The 23664-nt window shown below is 35.3% G+C and carries 18 protein-coding genes; 6 read left to right on the top strand and 12 right to left on the bottom strand.

Translation table 11 applies throughout. The annotated features are described in order from the left end of the window. Positions 1–41: 41 nt before the first annotated feature. Entirely contained in the window at positions 42–2885 is a 2844-nt protein-coding gene (locus FA045_RS14960) for a TonB-dependent receptor (protein WP_136877880.1), read from the bottom strand. A gap of 194 nt (positions 2886–3079) precedes the next feature. Between FA045_RS14960 and FA045_RS14955 the strand changes: the two genes are divergently transcribed. The 3 genes from FA045_RS14955 to FA045_RS14945 are packed head-to-tail and all read left to right on the top strand — an operon-like array spanning position 3080 to position 6879. Further along, the gene (locus tag FA045_RS14955) at positions 3080–5515 is read left to right on the top strand and encodes a penicillin acylase family protein (protein WP_136877879.1); all 2436 of its coding nucleotides are present in this window, start codon (positions 3080–3082) and stop codon (positions 5513–5515) included. 1 nt (position 5516) lies between these two features. After that, positions 5517–5876 carry a hypothetical protein gene (locus FA045_RS14950; RefSeq protein WP_136877878.1) on the top strand — a complete coding sequence of 120 codons (360 nt, stop codon included), beginning with the start codon at positions 5517–5519 and terminating at the stop codon, positions 5874–5876. Between the two features lie 19 nt (positions 5877–5895). After that, positions 5896–6879 carry a LuxE/PaaK family acyltransferase gene (locus FA045_RS14945; protein ID WP_136877877.1) on the top strand — a complete coding sequence of 328 codons (984 nt, stop codon included), beginning with the start codon at positions 5896–5898 and terminating at the stop codon, positions 6877–6879. Here FA045_RS14945 and FA045_RS14940 read toward each other — a convergent pair whose 3' ends face one another. The 3 genes from FA045_RS14940 to tyrS all read right to left on the bottom strand — a co-directional run bounded on the left by FA045_RS14940 (position 6880) and on the right by tyrS (position 9241). After that, positions 6880–7335 (bottom strand): RES family NAD+ phosphorylase, encoded by a 456-nt coding sequence (locus FA045_RS14940; protein WP_136877876.1) that lies wholly within the window; start codon positions 7333–7335, stop codon positions 6880–6882. Then, complete coding sequence (gene parS / locus FA045_RS14935) at positions 7335–7814, bottom strand: type II RES/Xre toxin-antitoxin system antitoxin (protein ID WP_136877875.1); 480 nt, start codon at positions 7812–7814, stop codon at positions 7335–7337. Before parS ends, FA045_RS14940 begins: the two co-directional genes overlap by 1 nt. Before the next feature lie 143 nt (positions 7815–7957). Continuing rightward, positions 7958–9241, bottom strand: a complete 1284-nt coding sequence (gene tyrS, locus FA045_RS14930) for a tyrosine--tRNA ligase (protein ID WP_136877894.1) — start codon at positions 9239–9241, stop codon at positions 7958–7960. A 192-nt stretch (positions 9242–9433) separates the two neighbouring features. On the opposite strand from tyrS, the gene FA045_RS14925 reads away from it, so the two are divergent. The 3 genes from FA045_RS14925 to dapA all read left to right on the top strand — a co-directional run bounded on the left by FA045_RS14925 (position 9434) and on the right by dapA (position 13451). After that, positions 9434–10117, top strand: coding sequence for an ACP phosphodiesterase (locus tag FA045_RS14925; protein WP_136877874.1), 684 nt, complete (start codon positions 9434–9436; stop codon positions 10115–10117). A gap of 280 nt (positions 10118–10397) precedes the next feature. After that, positions 10398–12410: an NAD-dependent DNA ligase LigA gene (gene ligA / locus FA045_RS14920; RefSeq protein WP_136877873.1), complete on the top strand. Its 2013-nt coding sequence runs from the start codon at positions 10398–10400 to the stop codon at positions 12408–12410. A 165-nt stretch (positions 12411–12575) separates the two neighbouring features. Next, positions 12576–13451 carry a 4-hydroxy-tetrahydrodipicolinate synthase gene (gene dapA, locus FA045_RS14915; protein ID WP_136877872.1) on the top strand — a complete coding sequence of 292 codons (876 nt, stop codon included), beginning with the start codon at positions 12576–12578 and terminating at the stop codon, positions 13449–13451. 115 nt (positions 13452–13566) lie between these two features. Here the strand turns inward: dapA and FA045_RS14910 are convergent, their stop codons facing one another. The 8 genes from FA045_RS14910 to FA045_RS14875 all read right to left on the bottom strand — a co-directional run bounded on the left by FA045_RS14910 (position 13567) and on the right by FA045_RS14875 (position 23623). Continuing rightward, a complete protein-coding gene (locus FA045_RS14910; protein ID WP_131553158.1) occupies positions 13567–13743 on the bottom strand; it encodes a histone H1 in 177 nt (58 codons plus the stop codon). A 264-nt stretch (positions 13744–14007) separates the two neighbouring features. After that, positions 14008–15249 (bottom strand): aminotransferase class I/II-fold pyridoxal phosphate-dependent enzyme, encoded by a 1242-nt coding sequence (locus FA045_RS14905; protein ID WP_136877871.1) that lies wholly within the window; start codon positions 15247–15249, stop codon positions 14008–14010. A gap of 326 nt (positions 15250–15575) precedes the next feature. After that, positions 15576–17225 (bottom strand): cell division protein FtsZ, encoded by a 1650-nt coding sequence (gene ftsZ / locus FA045_RS14900; RefSeq protein WP_136877870.1) that lies wholly within the window; start codon positions 17223–17225, stop codon positions 15576–15578. 128 nt (positions 17226–17353) lie between these two features. Then, positions 17354–18712 carry a cell division protein FtsA gene (ftsA, locus tag FA045_RS14895; protein ID WP_136877869.1) on the bottom strand — a complete coding sequence of 453 codons (1359 nt, stop codon included), beginning with the start codon at positions 18710–18712 and terminating at the stop codon, positions 17354–17356. A gap of 24 nt (positions 18713–18736) precedes the next feature. Beyond that, complete coding sequence (locus FA045_RS14890) at positions 18737–19807, bottom strand: cell division protein FtsQ/DivIB (RefSeq protein WP_136877868.1); 1071 nt, start codon at positions 19805–19807, stop codon at positions 18737–18739. Then, the gene (murC, locus tag FA045_RS14885; RefSeq protein ID WP_136877867.1) at positions 19800–21152 is read right to left on the bottom strand and encodes a UDP-N-acetylmuramate--L-alanine ligase; all 1353 of its coding nucleotides are present in this window, start codon (positions 21150–21152) and stop codon (positions 19800–19802) included. The genes FA045_RS14890 and murC overlap by 8 nt, the downstream gene beginning before the upstream one ends. Positions 21153–21225: 73 nt before the next feature. After that, on the bottom strand, positions 21226–22335 hold the full coding sequence (gene murG / locus FA045_RS14880) for an undecaprenyldiphospho-muramoylpentapeptide beta-N-acetylglucosaminyltransferase (protein WP_136877866.1): 1110 nt from the start codon (positions 22333–22335) through the stop codon (positions 21226–21228). A gap of 121 nt (positions 22336–22456) precedes the next feature. Beyond that, positions 22457–23623, bottom strand: coding sequence for an FtsW/RodA/SpoVE family cell cycle protein (locus tag FA045_RS14875; protein WP_136877893.1), 1167 nt, complete (start codon positions 23621–23623; stop codon positions 22457–22459). Between the last annotated feature and the right edge of the window lie 41 nt (positions 23624–23664).

Genomic DNA, 23664 nt, shown 5'->3' with positions numbered 1-23664 from the left:
TCCCCAGAAAATTGGAGAGCATTTTCTATATTAACAACTGTTTATGGGTTAAACGCTAATGAAACATAATACATAGCGCCAACCTCTGGGTTACCATAAGAAGTGAAATAGTATTTGTTCAAGATATTTGAACCACCAATTTTAATTACCGAATTAACTGATGGCACCTTTAAATTCACTTGAGCATCAACAGTTCCAAATGCTGGTACTTCGCCACCTGCAAATGAAGAGAACCAAGTAAATCTATCTTGCCAACGGTAATTGATGTTAAAACCAAAGTTCTTAATGATTTCGCGATTGCTCAAACCTAAATTGTAACGAATTTCTGGTGTGTTAAAATCATTGTCATATTCTGCAGGTAAATCTTGCAACTTATTGTATGATACGTTACCAGAAACTGTGTATTTACCCATCACATAATCTAAACCGAAAGCACCACCATAAGTTTTAACATTACCTGCTGCGTTAACTGGCACACCGAATTTAACAAAATTAGGTGCTGTAGGCGCACCTTGGTTTTGACGAACTACAACAGCCGTAATAAAGTCTTTGTAAGTGTTCATAAAACCATAAACATCTACCAATAATTTAGAACCTAATAAGCCTTTGTAACCTAACTCATAAGCAGTTACACTTTCAGGGCGAACGCCTCTTGCATCGAAATTATACACTACTGGTGCTCCGGTTCCTGCAACTAAATTTCTATAACTTGCTTCTGTAATTGGTCTGTTGGTTAGCAAATTGTATTTATTTAAGAATTCTGGTATACCACCAATTAGACGCTGACTACCACCACCTACAGCTAAATCTATATATTGATTTTGCGTAGTTGGGTTACGGAAACCTGTTTGAAATGAAGCCCTAATGTTGTTATTTGGAGCTACTGTCCACACACCTGTTACACGTGGCGTTAAGCGACCTTCAAAATTCTGACTTTTATCATAACGACCAGCAACTGATAATTTAAATGATTCGCCGAATTTTTTAGCTAATTGTGCAAATGCAGCATACTCATCAATATTAATTTCTCTATTTAAATCATCAAAAATAGTTCCTCCAGAATTTAAATCATATCTGCGAGCTGATGCACCAACTTGAAACTCTACCACATTATTAAATGCTCTAGAGAAGTTATACATACCTTCATAGTGATAAAGGTTAGATTTATCATCAAATTTAGCCCCGTAAACGCCTGTTGCTAAATTTGTTTGACTGATGAAGGTATCTTTAATCTGATTTGCAAAAGTTTCAAACCTTGCAGTTCCTGGTAAAGCTCTACCAGCATCTGCTGCTTGACGAGCCGCAGCATGAGCTTGTGCATCTGTTACTGCTGCATTTGAAAGCCTAGCACCTATATAATTGCCAACATATTGAGGTAACCAAGTCTGAGAAGATTTATCCTTTTCACTTACATAAGCTCCTAAAATTGATGAGATATATGAATCACCTGAACGCTCTTGCGTGGTATATCCTCTCAAATAAAAATCTTGACCTTTTAATTCTAATTTATACAAACCAATATTAAAATTACGTAAAGAGTAACGATCTGAACCAGTATACACTGATGTACCTGTACCCCAATTTGCTTGCGCTATTAACTGCACAGTTGGTGTTAGATTATAATATAAACCACCAGACATTTTTAACGATTTAGTGCCATAATCTACTAGATCAATCTCATTGTAACCAGTTCTAGTGATATCCTGACTTGGCAATAAACCTGGAGTATTAATACCTGCAAAGAATGGTCTGGTTTGAGCATTAGAAGCTAAAAAGGCATTGATTTGAGCTTGACTTGGTGTTAAACCACCTGTAAGTTGTCCGTATTGCGTTATATACCCCTGTGTACCAGCAGCCAAAACGCTGTTTGCTACTGAACGCATATTATAAGCAGTTTCATCACCATAAACGTTCACTCCATCATAATTAGGGTCTGATTGACGTGTGCCCGATTTCGGCATATTAGAGCTTCTATCAAAATTAGAATAGTTGGTTCCGAACCAATCTTTTGCTTGTAAGTAAGAAAAGGCAAACTTAGCACCAAATTTATTGTTCCAAGATTTCGCCATGCGTAAATCAAATTGTCTAAATTCTTGTACCGAAGAATTGTTATCGTTAACATGATTTACACCAACTTTAAGTTGTGCACTTACCCCTTGATATTTAAATGGATCTTTAGAAGTCATTAATAACGTACCGCTAATACCACCAGCACCGTACAAAGCCGATGAAGCTCCTGGCAATAACTCTACGATATCTACATCTAATTCTGTAATACCAACAATATTACCTACCGAGAAGTTTAAACCTGGCGCTTGGTTATCCATTCCATCAATTAACTGATTAAAACGGGTGTTACCATTGGCGTTAAAACCTCTTGTATTGTAAGATCTAAAGGTTAAACTCTGCGTACTCATCTCTACACCTTTAATATTTTGAATGGCATCATAAAAAGATGGAGCAGCAACTTCTCTTATTTGAGCTGCTCCCATACGCTCAATAGTTACTGGCGATTCTAAAATACGTTCTGGCGTTCTTGAAGCAGAAATTACCACCTCTTGACCTAAAACTACACCGTCTTCTAACTCAAAGCTTAAATTTTGTGTATTTCCAGAAACTTGTTGCTCTACCGGAGTAAAACCAACATAAGAAACAACAAGGGTAAAGGGTGTTTTTTCTGTTGTATTAAAAGAAAATTGTCCTTTTAAATCTGTAGAAGAACCTGCTGTTTTCCCTTTTATGGTTACACTAACACCAGGTAAAGGTTGTTTGGTTAGTTTGTCTGTTACAGTACCACTAACTATTATATTTTGCGCATGTACGGCAACACCAGTTACCAGCAACATCAAAAGCACAAAAATAACTTTTGTAAAGATTTTGTTCATACGTAATAATTTATATTTGTTTATTTAATATAAACTTAATACAAATTTCGCAACTAACAAATACTATTCTGCATAAAATTTAATCTACAAAATCTAATTTGATTCTCAATAAATTCATTTTTATCTTAAATTGCAACAATTGTTTAAAGTAAAAACTTAAAACACAAGCCAAACCAAAGTAATTATGTACATATATGAATAAAGTAAAAGCGCTTATTTGCATTATCATACCTATTTTATTAACCTATGCGCTAAATACAAAATTTGGCGACACCCCACCTATTGCCAAACTATTAAATCCGTTTATGGGCTTTTGGCAAAATGCTGAAAATGACATCGTTGCTTCCTCTAAAAATCTATCTTTAAAAGGTGCAAAAGATAATATTGATATCTTTTTTGATGACAAAATGATCCCGCATGTATTTGCCAAAAACGATCATGATGTGTATTATGCACAAGGTTATGTAACGGCAAAACATCGCCTCTGGCAAATGGATTTTCAAACACGTTTTGCCGCAGGCAGATTATCTGAAGTTGTTGGCGATAAAGCCATTGAAGTAGACCGCTACCAACGTAGAATGGGTATGGTTTATGGTGCCGAAAATTCTTTAAGAGGAATGATGGCTGATCCTAAATCTAGAGAAATGATTTTAGCTTACACAGCTGGCATTAATGATTATATTCATTCACTCAAAAAAGGAAAACTACCGCTAGAATACAAAATATTAGATTTTAAGCCAGAAGATTGGACACCGCTAAAGTGTGCACTTTTACTTAAACAAATGTCGGCAGTTTTAGCCATGGGTTCTGATGAATTTTACATGACGAACATTCTTAAAAAGTACGGCCCAGAAATCACTAAAGATCTGTTCCCTGATTATCCTTTTAAAGAAAGTCCGATTATCCCGGTAGGTACCAAATGGGATTTTGAGCCTTTACCTATACCACCAACGCCAAAAGGTTATACCGAAATGATGACTGGCAATATTAAAACTGCTCAAAAAATTGAAGGAATCGGCAGTAACAATTGGGCTGTAAATGGTTCGAAAACAGAAACGGGTTCACCGATTTTAGCAAACGATCCGCATTTAGATTTAACATTACCTTCTATATGGTATCAAATTCAATTACATGCGCCTGGCTTAAATTCTTACGGAGTATCATTACCGGGTGCACCTGGCATAATTATTGGCTTTAATAAGGATATTGCTTGGGGAGTTACCAACGTAGCTGCCGATGTTTTAGATTTTTATCAGATTAAATTTAAAGATAATTCCCATAACGAATATTGGTACAACAACAGTTGGAAAAAAACTACTAAACGTTTAGAAAAAATAAACATTAGAGGCGGGGCCGATGAAATTGATACCGTTTATTACACCCATCAAGGACCAGTTGTTTATTTACAAAAAGCAAAATATAGTAGAGCCAACAATGTACCTATTGGCAATGCTTTAAGGTGGATTGCTCATGATCAATCGAACGAATTGATGACTTTTTATTACCTCAACCGAGGTAAAAATTATGATGATTACAGGAAAGCCTTAACCTATTATACGGCACCAGCTCAAAACTTTATTTTCGCAAGTGCAGCAAACGATATCGCCATTACACCAAATGGTAAGTTTCCTTTGAAGTGGAAAAACCAAGGTAAATTTATTTTAGATGGCTCGGATTCGGGTAATGATTGGCAAGGTTGGATACCTGCTTCGCAAAACCCAACGGTTAAAAATCCTAAACGTAATTTTGTGAGTTCTGCTAATCAATCATCAACCGATTTAAGTTATCCTTATTACATCAACTGGGAGTTTTCTCCTTATGAGCGTGGTCAAAGAATAAATGATAAACTAGCAGCCATGACAAAAATTAATGTGGATAGCATGCGCTTGTTGCAAAGCGATTCATACAGCATTATGGCCGATGATGTATTACCACATATTTTACCATTAATTGATGCAAGCAAATTAAATGCTACTCAAAAAGAAGGTTTAAGCTATATCACAAAGTGGAATAAATATTTTGAAGCGAAAGAAATTGGTGCCAGCATTTTTGATTTGTGGACCAAAAGATTAAGTTATGACATTTGGGATGATGATTTTACCATAGCGGATGTACCAATGCGTTACCCCTCAAGAGACAGAACCATTGAGCTGATTAGAAAAGACCCTAATGCTAAATGGTTTGATAATGTTAAAACTAGTGAAACAGAAACATTGGTAGATTTAGTTAACGAATCATTTAAATTTGCTTGTGATAGTTTAGAGCGCAAATATGGCCCAATAGGTAAAAATTGGAATTGGGGCGATGTGAAAGGAACGTATATTCCACATCTTGCGATTAGAAAACCTGGCTTTAACTCAAAAAAATTATCAATCGGTGGAGCAAAAAGTACGGTAAATGCCATGAGTGAAACTAATGGTCCATCTTGGCGCATGGTTATTGAGTTAGGCAAAAACGTAAAAGGTTATGGTGTTTATCCAGGTGGGCAATCCGGCAATCCGGGTAGCAAGTTTTATGATAATATGATTGATACTTGGGCAGAAGGTAAACTTAATCAATTGTTTTTTATGCAATCTCCAGATGATCAATCGGGCAAAATAATTTCTCATTACAAAATCTCAAAAAAATAATATGGTATTCATCGTCATCATTATCGCTGCGTTTCTTTTACAAACTATTTTGCCATGGTGGATTGTTGTTATCATCAGCTTTGCTACATGTGGCATTATTGGCAAAACTGTTAAAATTGCTTTCTGGCAGCCTTTTTTAGCCATCATTTTACTATGGATTGGTGTTGCATTATTTAAAAGTTTGCCCAACCATAATGTTTTAGCAGGCAGAATGGCACAAATGCTTAGTGTAAAATACTGGCCTATTGTATTAATTGCTACAGGTTTAGTAGGCGGTTTAGCAGCTGGCATCTCGGGTTATTGTGGCTACCAGTTTAGAAAAGCAATGATAATTAAGAAAACTCCCGCACCAAAATCATAATTCTTCGTATTTTTACAGGGTGAACATTTCTGCTGATCAAATTTTTACTATAAATGATGAAGCTACTTTTAACAAAGTGGCTTTAACTGTTTTTAGACATCAAGCTGAAAACTGTGCTATTTATCAGGCTTACATCAATAATCTAAAAATTGATTTTTTAAGAATTGATCATTATACTCAAATTCCGTTTTTACCCATTAGTTTTTTTAAAAGTCATCAACTATTAAGTTCAGCTACCGAGCCTGAAATTACTTTTAGTAGTTCGGGTACTACGGGGCAAATTACCAGTAAACATTTGGTGAGCGATGTAAGTGTTTACCAAAAAAGTTATAATAAAGCTTTCGAGCTTTTTTATGGCAAGCTGGATGATTTATGCATTTTAGCTTTGCTCCCATCCTATTTAGAAAGAGAAGGATCATCATTAATCTACATGGTAGATGATTTACTAAAACAAAGCCAACACCCACAAAGTGGATATTTTTTACACGATTTGGCTCATCTCTATTCAACTTTGTTGACTTTAAAAGCCGCCAAACAAAAAACATTACTTATTGGCGTAACCTATGCTTTATTAGATTTTGTTGAGCAATTTCAAATCGATTTTCCAGAGCTGATTATAATGGAAACCGGCGGTATGAAAGGCAAAAGAAAAGAAATGGTTCGCGAAGAATTACATGAAACTTTGTGTAGTGGTTTTAGAGTAGAAAATATACATAGCGAATACGGAATGACAGAATTGCTTTCGCAAGGTTATTCTTATGGGCAAGGTATTTTTAACTGTCCACCTTGGATGAAAATATTATTGAGAGACACCTCAGATCCTTTGAGTTTGGTTAAAGGAAAGCAAAGCGGAGGAATTAATGTAATAGACTTGGCTAACTTTAATTCCTGTTCGTTTATCGCTACCCAAGATTTAGGCAAAGTTTATGAAGATGGCAGTTTTGAAGTCTTAGGAAGGTTTGACAATGCAGATGTTAGAGGTTGCAATTTGTTGGTGCAGTGATTAGTTTTTAAATCTAACATCAAATTTAAAAATCCGTTTTTCTATCAATTTAATTTTATTTGAGTGAGGGTGATTTGGATTGAAAACTAAATTATAATCTTCTTCTATAATTACAGATGGAACTTTCATTATTAAGAACTTGTTTTCTTTGATAAACTTATTCCCAATTTCTTTTAACGTTTCAACTTCACTCTCCTCTTTCCAACTTTCAGGTAAATCGCTGATATTAATAGTTAAAATACTGTCATCTGAAATTTCAAATTCGGCCAAAATAAAATCTTTATCTATGTCTTCAGGACGTAAATGAACTAAAACTTCCATAACAGCCATAGCTCTACTTTCGGCAAAGTAAACCATGGCAACACCTTTATCATTCCATCGGGCACCATACTGCTTAGAGCCAGCACCACTTAAATCTTCAATATATTTTGGAGATGAAATTCTATAAACCAACATTAGCTAAAAATTCCATGCTCTATACGACCAAGAATATCTAAAACCATAGTAAAACCAATTCTGGTATCTAATAAATTAAATGGAATTTCGCCACCCAAAGCATAATTGGGAGATTTAATCCAGCTACTAAAAGCTCTTTCGCTTCCTAAAACTTCTATGCCACGCTCGTATAAAAGTGCCAATTCAATAGCTCTATCAGCATATTCTGTTTTTACTAAGGTTTGTGGAGTGTAACGCTGTAAAGTACGTTCTGAAATATGTAATACAGATGCTACTTCTTCTATGGTTAAGGATATTCGTTTAGCTAAGGCCAATAAAGATTTTTTTGATATCCCTTTACGTGCTAGCTTAAGCAAATCAAAATCTGAAGGGTTTGCATATTGATTACCCATCATGGCTACCATAGGTGTAAAATTAGCTATGCCATAAGCTACCATAGGTTCTTCAACTTTTAGATTATCTTCGGTTTTCCTTTTCATTTCAGACAATTATACTCAAATATATACATTTTGTCTGATTTTAAAAAAATATTTTAAAAAAATCCCAAACTTCTCAGCTTGGGATTTATATTTTCTCGATAAATAAAAAATCCAAAGACTACGCTCTGGATAACATTTTTTATTTATTCTGCAATCAATAAGAAATAGTTTTTCTTTCCTTTTTGCACGATGATAAATTCATCATTTATTAAATCTTGTGTCGAATAACTCGCTAAAATTTCGGCTACTTTTGTTTTATTTACGCTCAATCCGCCACCTTGAATAGTTTTCTTAACCTCCCCTTTAGATGGGAAAACAGTTGTTTTTTCAGCTAAAAGCGTTGCGATATCAATTCCATCGGCAAGTTCTGCTTTAGATATTTTAAATTGTGGTACACCTTCAAACATTTCTAATACGCTTTTTGAATCTAATGTTTTTAAGAATTCTAATGCGCCGTTACCAAACAAAAACTCAGATGTTTTAATAGCTGTCTCTAAAGCTTCTTCAGAATGGGTTTTAATGGTAATTTCTTGAGCTAATGCTTTTTGCAAAATGCGTAAATGTGGTGCTGCATCGTGCTCTACTTCTAATGTTTCAATTTCTGATTGTGTTTTTAAGGTAAAAATTCTAATCCACTTTTTCACATCATCATCAGAAGCATTTAACCAAAATTGGTAATATTTATACGGCGAAGTTTTTTCGGGATCTAACCAAATTGCACCACTTTCTGTTTTACCAAATTTGGTTCCATCAGCTTTTTTAATCAGTTGAGTAGTTATGGCATAGGCTGTTCCTTGGTCTTTTCTTCTAATTAATTCTGTACCAGTAACAATATTCCCCCATTGATCAGAACCTCCCATTTGCACCAAACAGTTGTTATTTTTCCATAAATAATAGAAATCGTAACCTTGTATCAATTGGTAGCAAAACTCAGTAAATGACAGGCCAGAATCTCCTTCCAATCTTCTTTTCACGCTATCTTTTGCCATCATGTAGTTTACAGTAATATGCTTACCTACATCTCTAATAAATGTAAATAAGTTCATATCCTTAAACCAATCGGCATTGTTAACCATAACGGCACCATTTCCAGCATCTTCAAATTTTAAAAATTTGGCTAGCTGTTTTTTCATACCTTGTAGGTTATGCTCAATCATTTCTGGCGTTTGCAGGTTACGCTCATCAGATTTACCAGATGGATCGCCTACCATACCAGTAGCACCGCCAACTAAAGCAAATGGCTTATGACCAGCCCTTTGAAAATGAATCAAAGTCATGATTTGGGTTAAATGACCAACATGTAGCGAATCTGCTGTAGGGTCAAAACCAATGTATCCCGATGTCATGCCCTCGTTTAGTTTTTCTTCAGTATTTGGCATAATATCATGCAACATACCTCTCCAACGCAATTCTTCTACAAAATTAATCATCTCTATTATTTTAGGTGGGCAAAGATAAGAGATTAAGCTGAAAGACTAAAGCAGAAAGACCAAAGATGAAGCTCAAAGACCAAAGACTAAAGCGGAAAGACTATACACCAAAGTTTATCGCAACAACAACTTCCCAACTCAACAACTTCCCGACTTCTCAACTTCCCAACTAAAAACTATCTTTACAAAATGAATTTTCTTTCGCATTATTATTTCGAGCGCAACAACTTAAACTCTAACATGGTTATTGGAACAGTTTTGCCAGATTTTGTAAAAAATGCACAGAAAGAGCTGAACTTATATCCCCAGAAAAAGCCAGAACTTTTTATTGCCGATAAAAATTTAAATGAAATTCTTGATGGCTGGAAACGTCACTTAGCAGTTGATCAAATCTTTCATTCTTCTGATTTTTTCATTAACGAAATGGCTAAGCTTAAGCAGTTGCTTTTACCTATATTAAATGACAGTCCAGTTCGCCCATCGTTTTTAGCTCACATCGGTGTAGAGTTGGTATTAGATCATTTATTGGTGATAAATGGAAAAATAAATATCAATGCATTTTACGATCACTTAAACAACGTTGATGATAAAGTGCTAAAACTATTTTTAACTACAAGCGGAGCAGAAAATACAGACCCCTTTTTTAAGTTTTTAACCAGCTTTAAATCGAGCAGGTATTTATTGAGTTACCAAAAGTTAGAGAATATCAGTTATGCATTACAAAGAATTTGCATGCGCTTATGGACAGATCCTTTTGATGAAGAAACGGTCTCATTGTTAACCGAACAGCTAGAGGTGTATAAATTAATTTTAGAAAAGGATTATATGACTATTTTTAAAGAGATTGAAACAGAATTAAATACTAATTTTTAATATTTGTCATTGAAATTCGCCGCGGCGGAGAAGAATCTCTATTGGGATAAAATCATACCATTAGATTCCTCCTAAATCGGACAACCTTTGCAACTCCTCATAGCTATACAAACCTGAGTAATCTAAACCTGATATTAGCGAGCACGATCCCGATTTTCATCGGGAGAGTAAAGCGTTTAGCAGGACTAACATTAATCATAGTGCTGAACTTGCTTTTCAAAAAACAATAAACAAAGTTCTCACACCTCTAACTTCTCAATACTATTTTTATATTTGTTTCATGTCTATTTTTGCGGTAAAAGAACAAATGGATGCCTTGGTTGCAGAGCTAAACCAGCATACTTATAACTATTATGTTTTGGCAATGCCTACCATTGCCGATTATGAGTTTGACAAAAAACTAGAGCAGCTTGCCGAGTTAGAAAAAGCACATCCTGAGTTTGCCGACCCCAACTCTCCTACCCAGAAAGTTGGTGGCGACATCACCAAAAATTTCGTAACGGTAAAGCACAAATGGTCAATGCTTTCATTGGGCAACACCTACAACGAGCAAGATTTAAGAGATTTTGACGAACGTGTAAGAAAAGCCATAGGTGATGATTTTGAATACGTTTGCGAACTTAAATTTGATGGTTTATCGATAAGTTTAACTTATGAAAACGGTGTTCTAGTAAGAGCGGTAACCAGAGGCGATGGCACACAAGGCGATGATGTTACTAATAATATAAAAACCATACATACCATTCCGCACCACTTAAAAGGCAATGATATTCCACAGGTTTTTGAGATACGTGGCGAAGTTTTTATGCACAGAGCTGCTTTTGAACGCTTAAATAAAGAGCGTGAAGAACTAGGTGAAGTAGCTTATGCAAACCCCAGAAATTTTGCTAGCGGAACGGTTAAAATGCAAGATTCGAAAGAAGTAAAAAAGCGCCCATTAGATTGCTTTCTTTATGCGCTAAACAGCCAAAATCAATTATTTAAAACCCATTGGGAAAGTTTACAAACCGTTAAAAATTGGGGCTTTAATGTTTCTGAACATAGCAAATTAGTAAACTCAATTGATGATGTTTTAGCATTTATAGCTTATTGGGAAGAGCAGCGTTTTAAATTAAGTTATGATATTGATGGTATTGTAATTAAAGTAAATAGTTACGCACAACAGCAAGAATTGGGTTTTACAGCCAAATCTCCACGATGGGCAATTTCTTATAAATACAAAGCTGCAGAAGTACAGACAGTTTTAGAAAAAGTAACTTACCAAGTTGGCAGGACTGGTGCAGTTACTCCAGTTGCTAATTTAAAACCTGTTTTATTGGCTGGCACAACGGTTAAACGGGCAACTTTGCATAATGCAGATGAGATTTTAAGATTAGATTTACATGAAAATGATACGGTTTTTGTAGAAAAAGGCGGTGAAATTATTCCTAAAATCATCAAAGTAAATCTCAATTTAAGGAAACCTAACTCGGCTCCGATAGTATACCTTACAAATTGTCCAGAATGTGAAACGGAATTAATTAGAAAAGAAGGTGAAGTTGCTTTTTATTGCCAAAATGATGAAGGTTGCCCGCCTCAAATTGTAGGTAAAATCCAGCATTTTATTGGTCGCAAAGCGATGAATATTGATGGACTAGGTGATGAAACGATTGAAACTTTTTACCAGCGTGGTTTGGTTAAACACATTAGCGATCTGTATACTTTAAACGAAAAAGCCAATGAGTTAAAACAAATTGAGCGTTTTGGAGAACGCTCAATAGAAAATATGCTGAAAGGTATAGAAAAATCTAAAGAAATGCCTTTTGAAAAAGTGCTTTTTGGATTAGGCATTAGATATGTTGGCGAAACCGTAGCTAAAAAATTGGCAAGAGGTTTAAAAAATATAGACAACTTAATTAGTGCATCAGTTGAAGAACTCACTGCCGTTGACGAAATTGGCGGAAGAATTGCCGAAAGCATACAAGAGTATTTTAGCAAAGCTGATCATTTGCAACAAATTGTGCTTTTAAAACAAGCTGGATTACAATTTGAGGTGGTAGAAACAGAAATTTTGCTACAAAGCGACAAATTAATTGGAAAAACATTCGTAATTTCGGGCGTTTTCGAAAAGCATAGTCGCGAAGAATTGAAGACAATAATTGAAGAAAATGGCGGCAAAATTTTAAGTGGCATTTCAGCCAAGCTAGATTTCCTGGTTGCTGGTGATAACATGGGGCCATCTAAACTAGAAAAAGCTACAAAATTAAATGTGCCTTTGATAAGTGAGGATGAGCTTGAGAAAATGATTGAATGAGAGAAGGATGGAATGAGAGAAGGATTAAATGATAGAAGAATGGAATGAGAGAATAACGGAATGACAGAATAACGGAATGGGTTGGGCTATTTGTAAACATTCATTCAAAATTCAATCATTCAAAATTAAAAATTCTCTCATTTAAAAATCAATAATTAATATAAAATGAACAAATTTCACGGTACTGGTGTAGCATTAGTTACGCCTTTTAACACAGACGGATCAGTAGATTATCAGGGATTAAAAAAACTGATCAATCACTTGGTTGATGGAGGTATAGATTACCTTGTATCCTTAGGTACAACAGGCGAAACAGCCACATTAAGCAAGGATGAGAAGAAAAAGGTGTGGGATTTTACTGCTGAAATTAATGATGGTAGATTACCATTGGTTGCTGGTATAGGTGGCAATGATACATTGGTTATCGGCGATGCCATTAAAACTTTTGAAAATAACAATTATAGTGCAGTATTATCGGTTAGCCCTTATTACAGCAAACCAACCCAAGAAGGTATTTATCAGCATTACAAATATTTAAGTGAGTTAAGTGCAATGCCAATTATGTTGTATAATGTACCTGGTAGAACTGGAAGCAATATGAGTGCAGAGACTACCTGTCGTTTAGCTCATGATTTTAAAAATATCATTGCAACAAAAGAAGCATGTGGAAATTTTGAGCAGTTTAATGCCATTATGAGAGACAAACCTGAAGATTTTCTTCTAATTTCTGGAGATGATCCTATTGCGTTGCCAATGATTTCTATTGGCGCTGTTGGCGTAATTTCCGTTTTAGGAAATGCTTTGCCAAAGCAATTGTCTGATATGATTAGACTTTGTTTAAAAGGAAATTATGCGGAAGCTTTACCAGCACACCTAGGCTTATTAGAAATCACAAGGTTAATGTTTGCTGAAGGAAATCCGGCAGGTGTTAAATCGGCATTAAAGACTTTAAGTATTTGCGATGATGTGGTAAGGTTGCCATTAGTAAAAGCTTCGGCAACACTTACTGATAGTATTGCAAAACAGTTAAAAAATTTATAACCACTTCAATCAAGTTATTTAATTAAACTGCTAGAATTGATTTGATCATCACTAGATAAAACAAAAAAAGCGCCTTGGTTAATGGCGCTTTTTTTTTGTTAGACGAGAAAGCTAATTAAGCTTTATTTTTAGTTTCTTGAACCTCTAAGCGAATTGCTTGGGCTAAATTTTTTAAATCTTGCATACCTTTACGTACACGTGTACCAGCTGCGCTGTTAGCTTTGTTGTAGAATTTGTCTGCATCAGCTTCTAAAGCTGCAACAAGTGCTTTAACTTCTTCAAATTTTTTCATTTTTAAAATACTTTTTAGTTCTTTTTTAAGGTTTTGATTAATACTCTTATACTAAAGTAAGAGGATTATTTTAATAAAAAAATATTTTAAAGATAAAATAAAGTGTCAAATTGGTGTTTTTTTCCACATTTAAGTAGGTTATAAACAAGGGAATATAAAATAAAATATATTAAAACATTAATAATCAATACTTTAAATGCACTTATAAAAAAAATGCCCTCTACAGTTAAGTGAGGGCATTTTTTAAAGTTTTTTGATAAAAACCTATGTTACAGGGATTTTAGCTTCCTTATAGTATCCACTTTTCAGTTTGTCAGACACTTCACTAAATGCATCAAGCGTTGTTTGCACGTCTTCCATCGAGTGTACTGCAGTAGGAATTAACCTTAACTCAATCATGCCTTTAGGTATAACTGGGTAAACAACAATAGAACAGAAAATATTATAATTTTCACGTAAATCCATTGTTAAAGCAGTTGCTTCTAATAACTCACCTTTCAGAAAAACAGGCGTAACTACTGTATCGGTAACGCCAATATCAAAGCCCCTCTCTTTTAATCCGTTCTGTAAAGTGGTAGCTACTTTCCAAAGCTTCTCTCTTAATTCAGGAGCATTTTTTAAAAGCTCTAAACGCTTCAACAAACCAATTACCATAGGCATAGGCAATGCTTTAGCGTATGTTTGAGAACGCATATTGTACCTAAAATAAGTGGTTAACTCTTCAGTAGAGGCTACAAATGCTCCAATACCAGCCATCGATTTTGCAAAGGTTGCGAAATAAACATCAACTCCTTCAATGCAGTTTTGGGCTTCGTGAGTACCTGCACCAGTTGGCCCCATTGTACCAAAACCATGTGCATCATCAATTAACAAACGGAAATTAAATTCCTTTTTCAAATCGATGATTTCTTTTAATTTTCCTTGGGCACCCGACATTCCAAAGACACCTTCAGTAATCACTAAAATACCACCACCAGTAGTTTCAACTAGTTTAGTTGCTCTTTCTAACTGCTTGCGGCAATCTTCTACATTATTATGTTTATAAACAAAACGTTTGCCCATGTGTAAACGTAAACCATCAACTATACAAGCATGAGATTCACCATCATAAACCACCACATCATTTCTATCTACTAAAGCATCAATAATAGAAACCATGCCTTGGTAACCGAAGTTTAGCAAGAAAGAATCCGGTTTACCTACAAAAGCCGCTAATTCTTGTTCTAATTGCTCATGATATTTAGAGTTTCCAGACATCATACGAGCACCCATTGGGTATGCCATACCAAATTCTGCTGCTCCTTGCTCATCAGCCTTTCTCACCTCTGGGTGATTAGCTAAACCTAGATAATTGTTTAAGCTCCAAACTAAAAGTTTTTTACCTCTAAAATGCATGTGTGGTGCAATCTCTCCCTCCAATTTAGGAAAAGAGAAATATCCATGAGCCCATTTCTGGTGTTGTCCTATCGGACCCATGCGTTTTGCTACTTTATCGAAAATATCCAATGTTATATTGTTTTAATGTAATCTATTTTTTGCGCCAAATTTACGCTTTAAATCGCTATTTAACAAGGTGTAAATATTGTCTTTCTGCTTAAACTACAAACTGTTGACTGAACTTGGGACATGCTCCAAGCTGCGCAAGGGTCGGGTTATTCATTTCCTGCCTACCGCAAGCAGGCAATCTTTTGGTACCATCGCATTCGCTGGATAAAATGCCAAAAGGATTTCCACTGCTATCCCTCATGCAAAAAACAGCGTACCAGTTTAGGTTATTTTACAAAAAAGCCTTAACAACACATTGCTAAGGCTTTAAATTTTTATTTTATTTATTAATCAACATTATCATGTAAAAATGAATTGTTTGGTCTAATCTCAGTAGAACCATCTTCATCATTACTTAATGTAAACCTCGAAACTTGCGACTCTGAAGAATGTTGAACTTGCTGCAATTGCATTTGTTTACGTTTGTAAGCAGGTTCATTTTCTAATTCTTGCAAACCGTTAGTGGTACGCAGTTTCATACTTAAATCTTTCAGTTTTAAAATTCTTTCTTTAGATTTTTTCAACTGATCTTCAATAGAGTCATCATTTTGGTGATCATCTAAACCAACAACTTCTTCTTTTACAGGAGCAGCGTGAGTTGGTATAATCTCTTCCTCAACATCAAAATTGGCTACAGGAGTTTCAAACACAAATTCAGTTTCAGAAACTTTAACTTCAAACTCAAAGCCAGATTCTTGAGCCTCGTTAGTTTGCGTTTCTTCTTCAACCAAATGGTGCACAACTGCATTTTGATTAGTTGGCTCTTCAGCTTTTGCTGGTCTGCTTAAATTAAATAAATCACCAAATAAATCTGATTGTTGTTTCTCTTCTTGAGCTTTTAAAACAGGCTCATTGCTAATCGGTTGCGGTTTAGCTTCTATAAAAGAATTTACAGGTTCAACTGGTCTAACTAGCGGAGCTTCTTCTGGCGTTAATAAAGAAATCTTTTTAACATTTTCTTTATCTTTCGCTCTTTGCTCTGTAGTTTGAAAACCCGTTGCAATTATTGTTACTGATAAATTATCACCTAAATTCTCATCGATACAGTTACCCCAGATTAAATCTGCAGATAAACCCGCTTTATCCTGAATGTAATCTGTAATGATCGAAACTTCATCCATCGTTACTTCACGCAAGCCAGAACTGATATTTAATAAGATGTATCTAGCACCTTCAATTTCATTATCTTTTAATAATGGCGAAGCTAAGGCACCTTCTACGGCAACTAAAGCTCTGTTTTCACCATCAGCAGAGAAACTACCCATGATAGAAACACCGCTATCTTTCATTACAGTGCTTACATCTTTAAAATCAACGTTGATGTAACCAGGCACAGTAATAATCTCTGCAATACCTTTGGCAGCAGTTGTTAAAATATCATCTGCTTGGGCAAAAGCTGAACCTAAAGTTAAGTTTCCAAAAATTTCACGTAACCTATCATTAGAAATCACTAGGTAAGAATCAACATATTTCTTCAACTCTTCCATTCCATCATCAGCTTGCATTTTACGTCTTTTACCTTCAAAAGCAAAAGGAGTTGTAATGATAGCTACTGTTAAAATGCCTAATTCTTTAGCTGCCTTAGCAATGATAGGACTTGCACCAGTACCCGTACCACCACCCATACCAGCGGTAATAAAAAGCATTTTAGTGGTACTGCCCAACATTGCTTTAATGTCGTCAATATTTTCTATAGCAGAGTTTTTACCTACCTCAGGTTGTGCACCAGCACCCATACCTTCGGTTAAGCTAGCACCCAATTGTACCTTGTTCGGAATAGGACTAAACTCTAATGCTTGCGCATCAGTATTACAAATAATAAAGTCTACACCCGTAATTCCTTGACGGTACATATGGTTTACCGCATTACCTCCACCGCCTCCAACACCAATTACTTTGATGATTGACGACTTATCTTTTAACATTTCGAACTTCATATCGTTATGAATCAGTTGTTTAAAAATTGAAATTTCTGTTCATCTCCTTTTGTAATATTAACACTTTTTTAACAGGCGTTTTCCACAACTGTTAATAATGTGGAAAAATCCCGAATTGTGGAAAAATATTACGGCTTGATGTAATCCTCATCACTCACATTCATATCATCCTTGATGAATTCTGATGTTTTTTTAAGTAACTTATCAAACAAACCTCCTCCACTACGTTTTTTCTCTTTTTCTGCTTTTGGTTGCTCTACAAAAACACCCGGCTGCTTCATTTCTTCTAGCAATTCTTCAGCTTTCTGTATACCTTTTATTAATAAACCTACTGATGTTGCATACATCGGACTTTTTAAATCGTCGTAAATCGTCTTAGGCATATCTTCGTATTTAGATAAATGCTCATTCGGATAACCCACACGGCAATCTAAGCCAGTTACGTACTCAACCAATTGGTTCAAGTGCTTTAATAACGCTCCACCACCAGTAATTACTACACCACCTATCAATTTTTTCTCATAGCCAGAAGATTTAATCTCGTAATAAACATGCTCAACAATCTCTTCCATACGGGCCTGGATAACGTAAGCTAAGTTTTTTACAGAAATTTCTTTGGGCTCTCTACCACGCAAACCTGGTACACAAATAATTTCATTTTCTTTATTTTCTTCTGCCAATGCCGAACCAAAACGAGTTTTTAACAATTCTGCTTGGTTACGCATTACCGAACAACCTTCTCTAATATCTTCGGTTACACTATTACCACCAAATGGGATAACTGCCGTGTGACGAATAATGCCTTCGTGAAAAATGGCGATATCTGTAGTACCACCACCAATATCAACTAAACAAACACCAGCTTCTTTTTCTTCATCACTTAACACCGACTCAGACGATGCTAGAGGCTCCAAAATTAATTCTTGGGTTTGTAAACCAGCATTGGTTACACAACGCATGATATTTTTAACAGCCGTAACTTGGCCAGATATGATATGAAAATTAGCTTCTAAACGAACACCAGCCATACCAATTGGATCTTTAATACCCGGCTCGTTATCGATGGTAAATTCTTGTGGCAAAACATGAATAATCTCTTCGCCTGGAGGCATCACTAGTTTAAACATGTCATCAACTAATTTATCGATATCTTTTTTGCTAATTTCATTTTGCAATTCTCTACGCGTTAAAATTCCGCGGTGTTGCAAACTTTTAATATGCTGACCAGCAATACCAACGTTTACCACACGGATTTCTACGTTAGATTGGCTACTTGCCAATTCTACAGCAGCGGCAATACCTTGTACTGTTTTTTGGATATTGGAAACTACCCCACGTGTTACCCCTGCCGATTCTGCTTTCCCTATTCCTAAAACCTCAATTTTATCGTGTTGTGTTCTGCGACCCACAATTACACAAATCTTGGTTGTACCAATATCTAATCCTACTACGATTGGAGATTGAATGGTAGATTTTTCTTTGCCCATAACTTTATTATTTTGCTGAGTTTTTTATTTGTTCTTCTTGGTATCTGTTTTTTCTTTTGTTGTTGTAACCGGTTTAGTTTTACCTTTATCAGTTACAGTTTTTGCTGCATTTGTCTCACTAGTTTTAATAGCAGATTTATCTGTTGCTGGTTTAGCAGTAACAGTAGCTTTCTTAGCCGTTGGCTGCTCTGAAGCTGCTTCGGCAACTGCTTTTTTTATTTCATCTTTAATTACATCTCTAATTACCGAATCAGTAGCTTTTCTTTTAATTGTAGTACTATCAACAATGGCTGCTGCAATTGCTTCTTTTACAGCAAGTGAATCATATCTTTCGGCAACTATCTGATTGTAATATTTCAAATTAATTGTCTTGTAGGCGTTCCATCCTACTTTTGGCATTGCTTGTTTATAAAATACTAATAAGTTGTTCATTTTTGTAGCTAATGAATCTGCATTTCCTAAAATGATTCGCTGGTTACCCACTCTCGGAATTAATTCTATATCGCTCTTTTCATTTACAAAAATCTGCTCAAACTGCGCATCCCATAAAGTATCTCTTTTAGAGAATAATGCTGTTTTATAAAGGTCTTTTGCCAACGGGGTTAATAAAGTATCAACCCTACCGCTAAAACCTTCTAATATATTACCAGTAGCAACCAAAACATTGGCAGTAAAGTTTGGCGACATAGGCATTTTTAATCCTTCACTATCAATATAATAATCTTGACCGCCAGCATTAATTATTCTTAAAACTGGCTGGCGTTGCTTAATTTCTATATGAATAACTCCATTCATCTCGTTAAAAACTTTTACATAGGCGATGTATGGGTTAGCTTTAATCGTCTTTTCAATTTCATGAATATTAATAGCTTCTAAATTTCTTCCAACTAATTCTCCTTCATTAGCCTTTAAAATGGCATCAATTTCTTCTCTTTCAATAAAATTATCAGCACCTGGAATTAAAATCTCAACCTTAGTACATTTTACTTCATGTTTTTTAATACTGATAAAACTCATTAACACCACCATTCCTGCCAAGCTAATAAGCCAAGCAAAACCTTTAAAAATAGCTTTCCAGTTTATTCTTTTAAGCATTATTTAATGTTGTTTTTAATGGTTCTATTAAAGTATCAATATCTCCGGCACCAACTGTCAAAAGTAGTTCAGGTTTTTTGCTTTTGATATAGTCAACAACCAAATCTTTTCCACATATTTCTTTTTTAGCTAAAGTCATTTTATCCAGCAAAAACTGCGAATTAATCCCTTCAATTGGCAATTCTCTAGCTGGATAAATTTCTAGTAAGATTACATCATCAGCTGTGCTTAAAACTTTTGCAAATTCATCTGCAAAATCTCTAGTTCTGGTAAATAAGTGTGGCTGAAAAATTACGGTCAATTTCTTATCAGGATGCAATTGTCTAACCGCATCAAAACAAGCTTTTAACTCTTCTGGGTGATGTGCATAATCATCAATATAAATATGCTCAGCGTTGTTTACATGTTTTTCAAATCTTCGTTTTACGCCTTTAAAAGATGCTATTGCTTTTTTAATACTTTTTGGATGAATGCCCAAACTTAATGCTACACCAATTGCAGCAACAGCATTTTCTACATTATGTTTGCCTGGCATCGCCAAGTTTAAATCTTTTATGCTTGTGTAACCATCACTAAAATCGAAAACAAAGTTTCCATTTTCTACGTAAATATTACTTGCTCTTAAAGCAGCGTTATCATTTGCCGCATAAGTAATTCCATGCATTGGTAAACCTTCTTTTACAAACAATTTCCCTTCAGCTTTTAATTGATCGGCAAATAAATTAAACGACTCATGCAAATGACTTTCATCGCCGTAAATATCTAAATGATCAGCATCCATTGAAGTAATTACTGCAATATCTGGATGAAGTGTTAAAAATGAGCGATCATATTCATCAGCTTCTACAACAACCACATTATTTTTACCAAATAGCACATTACTATTGTAATTACTGGTAATACCACCTAAAAATGCTGTGCATCCAAAACCTGTATCGGTTAAAATATGAGCAATCATAGATGAAGTTGTAGTTTTACCATGCGTACCTGCAACAGCAACACAAAACATACCTTCACTAATGATGCCTAAAACCTCTGAACGTTTTTTTAAGGAGAAACCTCCGTTTAAAAAGTGATTAAGTATGACTGAGTTTTTAGGGATTGCAGGCGTGTAAACGATAAGCATATCTTCATCATTGTGCTGAAAACTTACCGGAATAGCCGCTTCTTCATCAAGATAAGAAACCAAAATTCCCTCATCTTCTAATTGAATGGTTAAGTTAGTTCTGGTTTTATCGTAACCACAAACTACCACACCACGTTTTGCAAAATAACGAGCAATAGCACTCATACCGATACCACCGATACCCACGAAATAAACTCTTTTTATTTTACTTAATTCCATTTTATTTAGATTGGAGATGTGAGATATGAGATGTGAGACGTAATGCCCAAACTCATATCTCATATCTAATGTCTCATATCTTATTTACCAATTTCAACACTTCTTCGGCAATTACCACATCTGCATCTTGATAAGCCATTTTGCTAATATTTTCGCTTAAAATTTCGCATCGTTTTTGGTTACTTAAAAGTTTTAAAGCCTCTTCAACCAATGTATCTTCTGCAGAGCGATCATTAATTAATATCGCCGCATCATTTTTCACCAATGCCATTGCATTTTTAGTCTGATGATCTTCTGCAACATTTGGCGAAGGCACCAAAATCACTGGTTTTTTAATGATACAAAGCTCTGCAATTGTACCTGCTCCTGCTCTAGAGATAATTAAATCTGCTGCTGCATAAGCTAAATCCATTTTATTTAAAAACTCTAGAATAATGATGTTTGGGTGATAGTTTAAACCAACACGTTCCAAAACGCCATTGTAATAGAATTTACCAGTCTGCCAGATCACTTGCACATCTTGTGCGATGATTTCTGCCAAGTGTTTTTCAATACTTTTATTTAAGGTACCTGCACCTAAACTACCGCCAGTAACTAAAATTGTTTTCTTTAAAGGATCTAATTTTAATAACTCCGCACCTGCGTGATGTTTTCCTTTTATGTCAACAATATTAGCCCTTACTGGATTTCCAGTTTTCAGTATTTTTTCGGCTGGAAAAAAAGCTTCCATATCATCAAAAGCCACACATATTTTAGCAGCGCCACCACCCAACATCTTATTTGTTATACCTGCATAAGAGTTTTGCTCTTGTATGAGATATGGAATACCTTTTAACTTAGCCGCATACAATAACGGACCAGAGGCATAACCGCCAACACCAACTACTGCATTTGGTTTAAAATCTTCTATCAATTTCATCGCTGTGCGAACACTTGAGATTACCTTAAAAGGCAAGCCTAAATTTTTTAAAATAGACCCTCTTTGTATTCCACTTATATTTAAACCCACAATTTTATATCCAGCTGCCGGAACTTTTTCCATCTCCATACGACCAATAGCACCAACAAAAAGGATCTCGCAATTAGGCGAAATGTTTTTGAGCGCATTGGCAATGGCAACGGCGGGGAATATATGCCCGCCTGTGCCACCTCCAGATATGATAATTTTTGGGAAATTATTCATGTTTAATTCTAATTTTTATTTTAGAAAGCCGCGTCATTGCGAGAAACGAAGCAGTCTTTCTTATTTATTTACTTACTGGATAGATTGCTTCGTCATACTTCCTCGCAAAGACGACTTTATCCTACCCCATTGCTGGTATTGTACCTACTACAACCTTTTCTTCTTTTTTGGTGCTATGTTCTTCTACATCTCGGCTTACACTTAAAATAATACCAAATGCAATACTGGTAAATATCATTGATGTGCCGCCCATACTTACTAAAGGCAACGGCACACCTGTTACTGGACCTAAGCCTACCGCCACAGCCATGTTTGCAAAAGCTTGTATAGTTAAGCTAAAGCTTAGTCCGGCGGCGAGCAAAGCACCAAAAGCCTTCGGACTTCGGACGACTATCCGCACACATCGGTATAGCAAAACCATGTAAAGCACAACTATGCCCAAACCTCCAACAGTTCCATATTCTTCGATAATAATGGCAAAAATAAAATCAGAATATGGATGCGGTAAGAAGTTTCGCTCTGTGCTATTACCGGGTCCTTTGCCAAATAATCCGCCAGTTGCCAAAGCAATTTTCGAGTGGTCTGACTGAAATGTTTTATCTGATGATTGCATTTCTGGATGCAAGAATGAGTTGATACGAGACTTGTATGTTTCTCTTCTAGGCCCCAAAAATACCACAAACATGAGCAATACTATACCACCAGCACAAACAAATGCAATTTGCTTAATACTAATACGCCCAATAATTAACAACAAAATACTAACCCCAAACAACATTAAAGCTGTTGATAAATTAGCCAATGCAATTAACACAAATACCACACAAACAGAACCCATAATTGGGATAAATGAATTTTTTACATCTTTTATATTTTCCTGCTTCTTAGTTAACATTCTTGCTAAAAAAGTAATTAAAGCAAGTTTTGCTAAATCGGAGGTTTGAAAAGTTAAACCAATAACTGGCACTTGTACCCAACGAGATGCACCATTAATTTGACTACCAAAAATAAGTGTGTAAAATAGCAGAGGTATCGTTACAATCATCAATACTTTAGAAATTCCGGCATAATATTTATAATCTAACAAGTGAGCAATGTAAATCATGCCAATGCCCATTAAAACAAAAATGATGTGTTTAAATAGCAAATACTTTTCTACTGCAACACCTTTTTTGTAGGCAATAGCACCTGTTGCACTATAAACCGCCATAATAGAAATCATAGATAGCATGATGATAATTAGCCAGATCCATCGGTCTCCTTTGGTACGTTCTAAGGTTTTTTGCACCCAAGATAATTGTCGGTTTAAAACACCACCTTCTTCGCTAT

This window comes from Pedobacter cryotolerans (assembly GCF_005116475.1).
In the GTDB taxonomy this organism is placed as follows: domain Bacteria; phylum Bacteroidota; class Bacteroidia; order Sphingobacteriales; family Sphingobacteriaceae; genus Pedobacter; species Pedobacter cryotolerans.
This window is presented reverse-complemented; position numbering and strand designations above follow the sequence as displayed.

What these genes read in the sequence shown, in the direction of transcription:
- FA045_RS14960 (WP_136877880.1), bottom strand. Translation starts at nt 2,885, where the DNA reads ATGAACAAAATCTTTACAAAAGTTATTTTTGTGCTTTTGATGTTGCTG.
- FA045_RS14955 (WP_136877879.1), top strand. Translation starts at nt 3,080, where the DNA reads ATGAATAAAGTAAAAGCGCTTATTTGCATTATCATACCTATTTTATTA.
- FA045_RS14950 (WP_136877878.1), top strand. Translation starts at nt 5,517, where the DNA reads ATGGTATTCATCGTCATCATTATCGCTGCGTTTCTTTTACAAACTATT.
- FA045_RS14940 (WP_136877876.1), bottom strand. Translation starts at nt 7,335, where the DNA reads ATGTTGGTTTATAGAATTTCATCTCCAAAATATATTGAAGATTTAAGT.
- parS (WP_136877875.1), bottom strand. Translation starts at nt 7,814, where the DNA reads ATGAAAAGGAAAACCGAAGATAATCTAAAAGTTGAAGAACCTATGGTA.
- FA045_RS14925 (WP_136877874.1), top strand. Translation starts at nt 9,434, where the DNA reads ATGAATTTTCTTTCGCATTATTATTTCGAGCGCAACAACTTAAACTCT.
- ligA (WP_136877873.1), top strand. Translation starts at nt 10,398, where the DNA reads ATGTCTATTTTTGCGGTAAAAGAACAAATGGATGCCTTGGTTGCAGAG.
- dapA (WP_136877872.1), top strand. Translation starts at nt 12,576, where the DNA reads ATGAACAAATTTCACGGTACTGGTGTAGCATTAGTTACGCCTTTTAAC.
- FA045_RS14910 (WP_131553158.1), bottom strand. Translation starts at nt 13,743, where the DNA reads ATGAAAAAATTTGAAGAAGTTAAAGCACTTGTTGCAGCTTTAGAAGCT.
- ftsZ (WP_136877870.1), bottom strand. Translation starts at nt 17,225, where the DNA reads ATGAAGTTCGAAATGTTAAAAGATAAGTCGTCAATCATCAAAGTAATT.
- ftsA (WP_136877869.1), bottom strand. Translation starts at nt 18,712, where the DNA reads ATGGGCAAAGAAAAATCTACCATTCAATCTCCAATCGTAGTAGGATTA.
- FA045_RS14890 (WP_136877868.1), bottom strand. Translation starts at nt 19,807, where the DNA reads ATGCTTAAAAGAATAAACTGGAAAGCTATTTTTAAAGGTTTTGCTTGG.
- murC (WP_136877867.1), bottom strand. Translation starts at nt 21,152, where the DNA reads ATGGAATTAAGTAAAATAAAAAGAGTTTATTTCGTGGGTATCGGTGGT.
- murG (WP_136877866.1), bottom strand. Translation starts at nt 22,335, where the DNA reads ATGAATAATTTCCCAAAAATTATCATATCTGGAGGTGGCACAGGCGGG.